The following is a 9,178-nucleotide window of genomic DNA, read 5'->3' as shown; positions in this document are numbered from 1 at the left end:
GATGGTGGGCAGCCGCATAAAGGGAGCTTCCCACCGGGCACCTGGACCTGATCCTGGCCGGGATCCGATCCTGACACCAGTTTCTTACTAGCCGCATATCGCGGTGACCAAACCGGCCAGCGCGGGGCGCCGGCGGCCGGGACCCGGTGCGGTGCCGAACACGTGCTCATGCCGATATGCGTGCGAACAGGGCAAGCTGTGTCGACCGAGGTGGGCTGGCCTCGTCTACGCGAAAACTCCGTGACAAAACAGTCGGATCGATGCGTAACTTGACCCGTTCGCTCGACGGGAAGGATGGTCATGGTGACGCGGAAGAGTCCGCAGGAGAAAAAGATTCTCAGCTACGCAAAGGACCGACGCAACGACTACGGCGAGAACGACAAGGCATCGAGGAAGGCCATCCGACGGAACAAGCGGCTGCCGAACCGAGCCGACCGGCGGCATGGACGCCAGATCATGGCAGCCGCGATTGGCGCGGTCGAACCCGAGGTTTCCGATCGAGCGGAAAGCCGGCTTCGTTCAACGAGATCGGTATGGGAGAAACGCGGATGGCGGAAGTGGCCTGACATCCCCTTGGGTGAGATCGTGATCCGAAAACTGGAGCGGCGAGCGGCCTACGAAATCCGGGCGGCGAACATCGCAGGCACCCACCGCTGCACACACTGAATGTGACCCGCGGACATCCACTTCTGCCGCTACTCACGCGGTTCGGGTCCACGGTGGCGGGTCTGTCGGTGTCCGGAACCCGGTACGCCGCATAAGGTCTGCTACTGCCGATGGGAGAGCTTGCGATGGTCGCAGCCCGGCTCGGGCCCGAACCTGGTTGAAATGGTTGGATTCGGGGATGGACGGCGGTCACCTGGAATCAGGTCTTTCCAAGAGCGTCTGGACAGACGCGGACTTCTCGGAGATGGGCTGGCACGACGCCACCATCCACGGCCTGTGTGTACAGTCGACCGACGGCGTCCTGCCGCGGCTTCTCCTCGATCTCGACTACATCGTCCAGTGGGTTCATCCGGTCCCCCCCGGCGACCTATTTCTCGTTCTGGTTGGCCCCGGTGACGCTTGCCTTCGAAAACGTTTGGGACCTCGAAGGGGACCTGGACTTCAAGGGCACAACCCCGGACCTGGAGATCGATGTCTTGCATCGACCGGTAGCCGACGATGGACGGGAAGACTATCCGCTCTGGCACATCGAAGGTCATGAGTTCGATGTGCAGTTCCGCGCAACCGGCTTTCGCCAACACTTCCGAAAAGCTCCGACGTTGGCTTCTCGACAGGTGTTCTCGCACACGGAAAGAGGCGGGTGCACATTCACCGAGGTCGGCTTTTGACCACGATGGGGCCAGATGGCCTGTGCGCCAGATCCACTTGGCTCCGGGCGCTCATGTCGAGTTGCGGATGACCCTCTGAGTGGTTTGGGGCTCTGCGACTTTGAAGTCGCTACCGGACCCACACGATCTCTCCACACTTGGTCGACGGATCGGACACAACTGGTCGATACATTGACCGCGTGTCTACTCGTGATACACCGTGGAATCGCTTGAACCTTCTCGCGGACATATTGCAGGGCGTTGCCGTCGGCGCGCTGGCTCTCGCGTGGGCGGCGATCGGGATCGGACTGTACTCGGACCCGGTAGCGGATCCACGGTTCGATCTCGAAGCGGGCGGCCGCTTCGCGGCCGGCTTCTTGGTCTATGCGCCGTTCCTGTTGGTGATCAGCCCGGTGCTGGCCGTCACTGGCGTGTTCGGGCTGTTGCCAGACCGGTTCGCGCCTGGCAGCACCATTGTGGGTGGGGTAGTTGCCAGTTTGTTCGCTCAGTGGGTGGGAACCCAACTGTACTTGTCCGACTACAAGCGGGATTTACCCGGATGCCTCGAAACGAGCTTCGGCGCTGCGTGTTTCGCAGTTACCGTAGCGTTCACGGCAGCCTTCTTGCGCTTGTACAGCAACCGATCCGGTCGGACGCGTGTCGCTTCGATTCGAGGCGGAGCAGGGCTGGCGGTCGCCATTCTCGTCAGTGCCTGGGTCACGATTCCGCCGCTGATCGCGGGCAGTGGCACTCCGTCCGGTGTCCTGGCTGGGATCGTCACCGACCCCAATTGTGGCAGGAACTTGTCGGACTGGACCGACGAGGGACGGGCGACCGTCTACAAGGGCGACGCGAGAACACAGTCGTATCCGCCGAAGGATATGCCCGACACTCGGTTCGGGGTCGTGGTCACTCTGCGGAACGGCACGGGTAGCGTCGAAACCACCCCACCGACCGCGATCTCGTTCCGAGACGAGCTGCCATTTCGGTCGGGTCCGCCGAAAGCCGAATTGCTGCTGTCTCGGGATGTTACAGGCAACCGGTTCGCGTTTACGCGTCTGCGCGATCCGAAGTGTGAGTCCGGGAGTAACCGGGTGGTTTCGGCGACCTACATCTATGACGACTACGGCAGAACGGACACGCCTCAGATTCGGGGCACGGTATCTCGTAGCAAGTAACACGCTGGCGGGAGTGTTTGATCGGCGTCGCTGATCTGGATGTCCGCACCTGCCGACTTCGACCGCGTGCCATCGGAGGTGGTGATCGTGTGGGTTCCGGCGGTGGTCGGAACCCAGTCGACCGCTACGCGCTGCCGGTGCGCGCGAAGTAGGCCGACGCGCTGATCCACGGGAACGTGGTAACGCTTTCCACGATCCCCGCCAGTGGTCCGCAGCCCGGCTGTTTCGGTTGTGGCGCCGGGGTGCTGCCGGCCGGTGCGGGGAGCACGGTGACGGTCGTCGACTTGGACTGGGTGTCGCCGGAGACGGTGATCGTGTGCGTTCCCGCCGTGGTCGGGACCCAGTACACGACCCAGCCGTACCCCGAATGCGATGGGGCGCTTCCCCGGCTTCCGGCAATGCATTGGTTGTTGTCGTAGAAGCTCATCCAGAAGAACACATCGTCCGGGTCGCCCCCTGTCGAGACGTAGTACTGCTGTCCGACGTACAGGGTCTGACCGCTGCCGATGTCTGGTGCGTGGAAGTCAGCCGAGGCGGGTGCGGCCGTCAGGGTGGTGGCGACCGCCGCCGTCAGCCCGGTGACGGTCCACATGATCAGCTTCTGGATGCCGATTTTGGCGACCATGAACTCTCCTGTTCAGCACGTCCCGATGTCGGGACCGTCCAGAAGATAGCGCCGGGAAATGTTGAAGCGTAAGCGTTTCGGATCCCGCAGTTTTCACGTCTTGTGGTGCTACGCGAGTCGCCCGAGCCGACATGGTGCCGTCTGCGTCGTTCTCGACCCATCTGGCACCTGGTGCGTCTGCTTCGCGGCAGTCGATTCCTGGAAGTCGACGAGCGCCGCTCCGTGTACCTGCGCCCACTCCGTCAGCATCGCTATCGGTTCCTGGAGCGTCCGGCCGAGAGCAGTCAGGCTGTGCTCCACCCGTGGTGGCGCTTCCGCGTGCATCCAGGACTGGCTGATGTACACGGCAGTAGGCTGCGATGGCCATGAGCACGCGTACCTCCGAACGGAACGAGCTGTCCGACGAGCCGCCCATCCGGCAGGTCTTCCGGGAGGTCATCGCCGATCGTCTGACAGGCCCGCAGCCACCGCAGGCCGCGATGTTGTTCCAGTCCTCGGTCGACCCGTTCTGGACGAACGACAGCTTCTTCCTCGCAGACTTCTACGGCGAGACCCTCCATCAGGACACCTGCCTGCCCCAAACCGCCCACGGCGTCCCTCTGCTGGCGGCCCTGGCCATCGACAATCGCGTGCCACCGCAGCAGCGTTTCCGGGTGATCAGTCTGCTGTTCAGCATCGCCACAGTCGAGGACCGCCGCCTGGCCGAATACTGGCCGGACACACCGCCGTACGCGGATCCCGGGAACGAGAACCGAGCCCGCGAAGCGGTCCGGTCTTGCACCCCGGACCTGCTAGCTCGGTGGGCGGCTGAATGCCAGGCAGTCCGATTGGCACTCGCGGGCCTCGCCGTGGTGTTCCCCACCGCCCGCACGCTGCCCGCCTTGACCCCGCGGCTCGAGGGCTTTACCGAGCAGCACCCACAGGGCACCGACATCGGCGACTACGTGCGCTTCATCCTGGTACTGGCCGCGGGGAACGACGACCAAACCCTCGCGACTGTCGAATCACTCACCGCCGCCGGTTGGGAGGGCACGCCTCGCGAAGCACCGGCATCAGCCCGAACCCTCCATTTGCTCGGCCAGATGCTGGGCCGGGTCGGAATGGGCCTCACACGATCACACCCTGGAGAATGACGTGACGGTGGGCGTGAAAGATCAACGAGGCGTGCCCCTCTCGCCCTGCCGAACGCACTGAACCGCCGAAAGGCGTTCACGCCCACGGCCCGTGGATTACACGCGATGGGTTTGGCGCCTATCGCAGAAAGCCGGCCTCGTGGTCGGCAGCCTCGATTTGGTCATGAAAGCGTTTGTGAACCCAAGCGCGCTCACCGAGAAGGGTTATCTGCCCCCATCGTCCGGAGACCGGGCCGAGCCGTGTATTGCGAGGGATCGAGCCGATAAGGCACACAGGCTTGGCGCCGCCGGACAGTTTGCTGCTCTCCAGCACATAGATGGCGTCGGGAGTGACTGCTACACAGCGGTATTTGATCCAGAACATCGTGAGCCCGGTGAGATAGGTGATCACGAACAGGGTGAAGCTCGGCGCGGACTGGTAGATGAACGCCTGCCGGATCACGCTCCTGGGAGGCAGGAACGGTGACGAATGCTCCACCAGATCCTTCCGAGGCCCCGGGTGATCGCGCTCGAGACCGTCCGAGCTGTCGGTCATGGACAGTTCCTTCCTGCCTACTTCGAAGCTCAGCGCGAAACACTCGCCCCGCTCAACATCCTGACATGCCCCAACCCGGCCGGTCCGGCGTGGCGGCAGCGCGCCGGCCTGTAGTGCCGACCACAGAAGTAGGGGCAGAAGACTTGAAACTCTGATGCTTCAGACATGCGTAGGGTGGCACCGACATCCCGAAACGTGAGGAGCGCCCGTGAAAGCCGTTGCCAGCCAACGCATTCTCGCCGTCGCAGCCGGATGCCTGATCGCCGCCGCTGCGGCTGGAACCGCGGGCGCCGCGCCGCTGGTCGTGCAGCCCGCTGCCGAAGGACCCGCCGCGCCCGTTGTGGCCGAAACCGGATCGTTGGAACGCGCCCTCGGCGGCGATGTGGGGTTCTCGGTGAGCCAGGGCTCGAGTGACATGTACTGGAACGTTGTCAAATTGGTGGTCTGTGACCTGCTTCGAGCCGGTCCGTTCATCTGCGCCCCCGGCAGTGTCCGCTGAAGCGCATCTGACGCTCGACCGCGTAGTCGAGAGCGTGGAACCTTCGCGCGGATCCGGGCGCGATCGGTGCAAACATCCGGACACGCCGCGTAGTGCGCTGACTACATCGGCCAGGGGGCGTTCTCGGGCGCGAAGCCCTCGGCCGTAGAAGGTTCCCGGGCGCGGATCACGGCGTGGGTGCCCCTGGTGACCGTGCGCTCATCCCGTCAGTCTCGCTACCATCCATACCGTTTGTGTTCGTGTCGGATTTGCCGGGCCGTGGGGCTCGGTAGCGGATCGGTGGGGGCGGATGAGACAGATCCTGTTTGCAGTGGCGATTGCCTTGGGGGTGTCGATCACCTTGACGCCCTTGCTGGTTCGCTGGTTCACTCGCGCGAAGATGGGCCAGGAGATTCGGCAGGAAGGCCCTTCGAGCCACCAGTCGAAGCGCGGCACGCCGACCATGGGCGGCATCGCCATCGTTGCCGGTATGTGGGCCGGTTATCTGGGATCGCATCTGATCGGGCTGCGCTACGATGCGCCGGGCGTGACGGCTTCGGGGTTGCTGGTGCTCGGATTGGCCACGGCGATGGGACTGGTCGGGTTCCTCGACGACTTCATCAAGCTCTACAAGCGGCGCAACCTCGGGCTCACCGCGAAGGGCAAATACATCGGCCAATTCGGTGCCGCAATCGTTTTCGGCATCCTCGCCCTGCGATTCCCCGACAGCACCGGGCTGACTCCGGCCAGCCGACACATCTCGATCATGCGTGACCTGGGTTGGCTGTCGCTCGTGCCTGTGCTGTTCGTACTGTGGGCCTGCTTCCTGGTCGTCGCCTGGTCGAACGCGGTGAACATCACCGACGGCCTCGACGGGCTGGCCGCAGGATCCATGGCCCTGACCTTGGGCGCGTACGTGTTGATTACGTTCTGGCAGTACCTCAACGCCTGCACCACTCGCCCCGGCGCAGGCTGCTACACCGTGCGTGACCCGCTGGATCTGGCGCTCATCTGCGCGGCGACGGCAGCGGCATGCGTGGGCTTCTTATGGTGGAACGCGGCACCAGCGAAGATCTTCATGGGCGACACCGGATCTCTCGCTTTGGGAGGACTGCTAGCGGGGCTGTCGATCACGACCCGCACCGAACTGCTGATGGTGGTCATCGGCGCTTTGTTCTGCGCCGAGATCCTCTCGGTGCTGTTGCAGATCGTGGTGTTCCGCAAAACCGGTCGACGGCTGTTCCGCATCGCGCCGATGCACCACCACTTCGAACTCAGCAGCTGGCCCGAAACCACCGTCTCCATCCGCTTCTGGCTCCTCGCCGGCCTGTCCGCGGCCGCCGGCCTGATGCTGTTCTACGGCGAGCACCTCTCCGCCACAGGCTGACCCGGTAAACGCCCTCATCTGCCGCGTCCCGCGCCGACCGAACCGGCCGGTGCCAGGCATCGGAAGCTCAACGGGCAGAGCGTCGTACGACCGCCAGTAGTGCACGCTCGTGCCGATTATGTTGCGTTTACCGGAGATCGATTCTGTGGTGAGGATCGTGGTTCCTGCCAGACTGGTCGGATGAGCTTTGATCGCGGATCACGGGCGCTGATGTCGCTGCGGGGCCTGGCGGTGGGGGACGCGTTCGGGTCGTGTTTCGACGATCCGATCAACCATGGCGCGCTTCGGGAGCGGAAAGTGCTGCCCGGTCCGTGGTTGTGGACTGATGACACTCAGATGGCGTGTTCGATCTTCGCAGTCCTGAGTGAACACGGCCGAATCAGTCAGGACGCGTTGGCCCAATCGTTCGCCGAGCACTACGACATCTATCGCCGATACGGCCCTGGAACGAGTCGGATCCTGCGGCTGATCCGCCAAAAGGGATATCACTGGCGCGAACTCGCCCAACAAACGCGCGAGGGCCGCGGATCCTGGGGAAATGGCGCCGCGATGCGGGTAGCGCCGCTGGGAGCCTGGTTCGCCGACGACATCGATCAGGTTGTCATCGAGGCCACGGCATCGGCGGAGATCACCCATACCCACCCCGATGCCGTAGCCGGAGCAGTCGCGGTCGCAATTGCTGCCGCCTTATCCGCGGCGAAACCGCAACTCCATGGTGCCGAACTCATCGATGTGGTCGCCGCTCAGGTGCCCGACGGACCGGTCCGAGAAAAGCTCAGGCATGCGGAATCCATCGACGATTCTGGCACTGCCGCTGTGGAATTGGGCGTCGGCCACGACACCTCCGCGCTCGATACCGTGCCCTTCAGCCTCTGGGTCGTCGCCCACCACGGACATGATTTCGCCGACGCATGCTGGACGGCCGTTGCGGCCGGCGGTGATATCGATACCACCTGTGCGATCATCGGCGGGATCCTCGGTGCCCGCGCAACCTCCGATCCCGTACCGCTCGACTGGATCGAACGGTGCGAACCGCTACCGGAATGGGCGATCACGCTCCCAAGATGATCCAGGTGCGAACCCTGCACTTCCGCAAGCGGCCGAACGCACTACTCAGCTGCGCTGACCGTGGTGGTCGAACCCTTCAGCGCCTCGACCGGCCGGGTGTTGTGCTGCTGTCATTGCGAGCCATTGGCTCTACAAGGCCATCGCTTGACCGCAGCTCGCTTTGAGCACCTTGGTGGCTCAAACGCCCGCAATTGCCGTATTCCGGCGGCTGGGACCTGGTGCGGTGCAGAACGCACGCTCATGCGGAATTGAGTGTGTCGGTGGCTACCGGCCACGTAGTCGAGTCGTTGCTCGAGCGAATCCGGTTGAGCTGTGGGTCAGAGACGGGCAGGTCTGAGCGGCTCAATGACCTGGGCCTCGGAGCGCTCGCGCAGCTCGAGAAGCGCCTCGTCAAGGCTCGAGCCGAGCAGGTGGAGGGTGTTCATGCCGCGCGATTCCCACACCGGAAACTCCTCGTCGGCCTTGCGGCTTGCGACGTCCCAGAGGAGAAGGTCGCCGTTCTCGCTCCAGCCGAAGACTTCGAGTCGTTCGGCGAGGTCCCAGCTACCGTCGGGCTCGATCATCCAGTCGAATTCCTCCTCTTCGCCGTCGCGGAAGACCATGTGGAAGTGCTCGGTGAGGTTCGCTGCACGGGCCCGCCCGTCTGCGAAACCGGGTTTGACGGGCGGGTAGATGAGCCACAGGCCGAACGTGCGGGCCCAGCCGCAGGAGCGAACGAACTCGCGGTAGCTCCGGGGGTACCCGCCGCCGTCCGGGAAACGGAACGAATCGAGTGCCTCGAAGTCAACATGCTCGAACGAGGGGGATTCAGGCGCGGGGACGCTCATGACTCGATTATGGTCGGGTTGCTGGAGTACGGCGGGAGGGGTGTGGTTTTGGTGCAACGCTGGGTGACGATCTGCCTGCCGCCGGATGCGATCGATGACGTGGAAGCCGCGATTACGCGAGCTCTCGCTCCATTCGAGATGCGGCAAGGGTTCCCGGAGCGAGATATGTGGGACACGTGGCAGATTCGGGATGGCGGAGGGGGAGCCGGGTTCTACGTCCGACCGGGTCATGAGGACGATCCTCGGCTGATTCACGACGGCCCCAACCAATTCGGCATCGTGCTGCTCCCCACGCGAGGCGAGTGCGCGGGCGGCCCGAAGTCCTTGCTGAACATCGCGGTACACAACCTGTCAGAGCCCGATGTGCTCACCCAGGACGGTTGGTGGGTCGAGTGGAGTGGCATTTGCCGACATAAGGATTGGGGCGAGACCACGTCCGGCAAGGACCAACCCGACTGCCCGATACCACCGGGCGGCATCGAAAACTACCTGGAGACACTGCCCGACGACACAGTGCTTGTCCGGGTCTGTTGCCACGGCTAGTGCCGCGTCAGGCAACGTTGGATAGGTAATCCGGTCGGCGGATCTTGGATCCGACTGCGAAGTCGCGGACGGGTCTGGCGTGCTGGTTGCG

At 63.9% G+C, this 9,178-nt stretch carries 12 protein-coding genes; 8 read left to right on the top strand and 4 right to left on the bottom strand.

Annotation, left to right across the window (positions count from 1 at the left end; translation table 11 throughout):
• Nucleotides 1–300 precede the first annotated feature (300 nt).
• The 3 genes from ACFYTS_RS36480 to ACFYTS_RS36470 all read left to right on the top strand — a co-directional run bounded on the left by ACFYTS_RS36480 (nt 301) and on the right by ACFYTS_RS36470 (nt 2,491).
• Entirely contained in the window at nt 301–666 is a 366-nt protein-coding gene (locus ACFYTS_RS36480) for a hypothetical protein (protein WP_357280924.1), read from the top strand.
• A gap of 392 nt (nt 667–1,058) precedes the next feature.
• Entirely contained in the window at nt 1,059–1,334 is a 276-nt protein-coding gene (locus ACFYTS_RS36475; RefSeq protein WP_387309757.1) for a hypothetical protein, read from the top strand.
• A gap of 179 nt (nt 1,335–1,513) precedes the next feature.
• On the top strand, nt 1,514–2,491 hold the full coding sequence (locus ACFYTS_RS36470) for a hypothetical protein (protein ID WP_387309756.1): 978 nt from the start codon (nt 1,514–1,516) through the stop codon (nt 2,489–2,491).
• Between the two features lie 124 nt (nt 2,492–2,615).
• Here the strand turns inward: ACFYTS_RS36470 and ACFYTS_RS36465 are convergent, their stop codons facing one another.
• Both ACFYTS_RS36465 and ACFYTS_RS36460 read right to left on the bottom strand, forming a co-directional pair.
• Nucleotides 2,616–3,116 carry a hypothetical protein gene (locus ACFYTS_RS36465; protein ID WP_357280917.1) on the bottom strand — a complete coding sequence of 167 codons (501 nt, stop codon included), beginning with the start codon at nt 3,114–3,116 and terminating at the stop codon, nt 2,616–2,618.
• A gap of 108 nt (nt 3,117–3,224) precedes the next feature.
• Nucleotides 3,225–3,440, bottom strand: a complete 216-nt coding sequence (locus tag ACFYTS_RS36460; protein ID WP_357281624.1) for a winged helix-turn-helix transcriptional regulator — start codon at nt 3,438–3,440, stop codon at nt 3,225–3,227.
• A gap of 41 nt (nt 3,441–3,481) precedes the next feature.
• On the opposite strand from ACFYTS_RS36460, the gene ACFYTS_RS36455 reads away from it, so the two are divergent.
• Nucleotides 3,482–4,249, top strand: coding sequence for a hypothetical protein (locus ACFYTS_RS36455; protein WP_387309755.1), 768 nt, complete (start codon nt 3,482–3,484; stop codon nt 4,247–4,249).
• A 118-nt stretch (nt 4,250–4,367) separates the two neighbouring features.
• On the opposite strand, the gene ACFYTS_RS36450 is transcribed toward ACFYTS_RS36455, so the two are convergent.
• Complete coding sequence (locus ACFYTS_RS36450; RefSeq protein WP_387309754.1) at nt 4,368–4,784, bottom strand: hypothetical protein; 417 nt, start codon at nt 4,782–4,784, stop codon at nt 4,368–4,370.
• Nucleotides 4,785–4,992: 208 nt separating this feature from the next.
• On the opposite strand from ACFYTS_RS36450, the gene ACFYTS_RS36445 reads away from it, so the two are divergent.
• The 3 genes from ACFYTS_RS36445 (at nt 4,993) to ACFYTS_RS36435 (ending at nt 7,717) form a co-directional block, all read left to right on the top strand.
• Nucleotides 4,993–5,283, top strand: coding sequence for a hypothetical protein (locus ACFYTS_RS36445; RefSeq protein WP_387309753.1), 291 nt, complete (start codon nt 4,993–4,995; stop codon nt 5,281–5,283).
• Nucleotides 5,284–5,572: 289 nt separating this feature from the next.
• Nucleotides 5,573–6,649 carry a phospho-N-acetylmuramoyl-pentapeptide-transferase gene (gene mraY, locus ACFYTS_RS36440; protein WP_357280909.1) on the top strand — a complete coding sequence of 359 codons (1,077 nt, stop codon included), beginning with the start codon at nt 5,573–5,575 and terminating at the stop codon, nt 6,647–6,649.
• A gap of 180 nt (nt 6,650–6,829) precedes the next feature.
• Nucleotides 6,830–7,717 (top strand): ADP-ribosylglycohydrolase family protein, encoded by an 888-nt coding sequence (locus ACFYTS_RS36435; RefSeq protein ID WP_387309752.1) that lies wholly within the window; start codon nt 6,830–6,832, stop codon nt 7,715–7,717.
• A 317-nt stretch (nt 7,718–8,034) separates the two neighbouring features.
• Here the strand turns inward: ACFYTS_RS36435 and ACFYTS_RS36430 are convergent, their stop codons facing one another.
• Nucleotides 8,035–8,544, bottom strand: coding sequence for a hypothetical protein (locus ACFYTS_RS36430; protein WP_387309751.1), 510 nt, complete (start codon nt 8,542–8,544; stop codon nt 8,035–8,037).
• Nucleotides 8,545–8,562: 18 nt separating this feature from the next.
• Here ACFYTS_RS36430 and ACFYTS_RS36425 point away from each other — a divergent pair, with 18 nt between their 5' ends.
• Nucleotides 8,563–9,087: a hypothetical protein gene (locus ACFYTS_RS36425; protein WP_387309750.1), complete on the top strand. Its 525-nt coding sequence runs from the start codon at nt 8,563–8,565 to the stop codon at nt 9,085–9,087.
• Nucleotides 9,088–9,178 lie beyond the last annotated feature (91 nt).

Source organism: Nocardia sp. NPDC004151, assembly GCF_042874235.1.
Lineage (GTDB): Bacteria > Actinomycetota > Actinomycetes > Mycobacteriales > Mycobacteriaceae > Nocardia.
Note: the sequence above shows the minus strand (reverse complement) of the source record. Positions and strands in the feature narration are given on the sequence as shown.

Coding starts and splice junctions, on each gene's coding strand:
- ACFYTS_RS36480 (WP_357280924.1), top strand. CDS start 301: ATGGTGACGCGGAAGAGTCCGCAGGAGAAAAAGATTCTCAGCTACGCA.
- ACFYTS_RS36455 (WP_387309755.1), top strand. CDS start 3,482: ATGAGCACGCGTACCTCCGAACGGAACGAGCTGTCCGACGAGCCGCCC.
- ACFYTS_RS36430 (WP_387309751.1), bottom strand. CDS start 8,544: ATGAGCGTCCCCGCGCCTGAATCCCCCTCGTTCGAGCATGTTGACTTC.
- ACFYTS_RS36465 (WP_357280917.1), bottom strand. CDS start 3,116: ATGGTCGCCAAAATCGGCATCCAGAAGCTGATCATGTGGACCGTCACC.
- mraY (WP_357280909.1), top strand. CDS start 5,573: ATGAGACAGATCCTGTTTGCAGTGGCGATTGCCTTGGGGGTGTCGATC.
- ACFYTS_RS36450 (WP_387309754.1), bottom strand. CDS start 4,784: ATGACCGACAGCTCGGACGGTCTCGAGCGCGATCACCCGGGGCCTCGG.
- ACFYTS_RS36435 (WP_387309752.1), top strand. CDS start 6,830: ATGAGCTTTGATCGCGGATCACGGGCGCTGATGTCGCTGCGGGGCCTG.
- ACFYTS_RS36460 (WP_357281624.1), bottom strand. CDS start 3,440: ATGCACGCGGAAGCGCCACCACGGGTGGAGCACAGCCTGACTGCTCTC.